The 460-nt window shown below is 55.7% G+C and carries 1 protein-coding gene; it reads right to left on the bottom strand.

All coding sequences use genetic code 11. The annotated features are described in order from the left end of the window. Positions 1-113: 113 nt before the first annotated feature. The coding region (locus ACR6JA_RS22665; RefSeq protein WP_494599708.1) for an MlaD family protein at positions 114-460 on the bottom strand (347 nt) is incomplete at its 5' end.

The raw sequence follows: 460 nt of genomic DNA, 5'->3' as shown, positions 1-460 counted from the left end.
GGGCAATTTGTAGGTGACCATTGGAGCTGCTTTGGGAAGCACACTGCACGCGGACAAGCCGAGTACTAGCGTCATAGTCACGGCAGCGACGGGAATCATCCTGGCGGAAGTGTTCACGGCTTGGTTTCCTCAATGTTCTCTCCACCGAGCAGGTATTGCGCCGGATTGCGATCCAGTCGGCGCAGCACGGTGTTTAGATTGGCCAGCGCCTGCTGGAGTTCGTGCATGGCAGGACCTGTGGCGGCCAAGCCCTGGTTCAGCGATTCCTGATTGTTTTGCAGTAGCGTCTCAACCCTGAAAGCGGCGCGTTCGAGGGATGCCGTTGCATCACGCGTGTTCACCATGATTTGCTTACCATCGTTATTTAGTAGCAGGTTGGCATCGCGAAGAGTGCTATTTGCTTGGCGCACGGCAGCTGTCGATTCTCTGCTTGCTTCGGTCAGATTGCTGATTAACGTCG

The sequence above is a fragment of the Cedecea sp. B1(4) genome (assembly GCF_059414925.1).
Note: the sequence above shows the minus strand (reverse complement) of the source record. Positions and strands in the feature narration are given on the sequence as shown.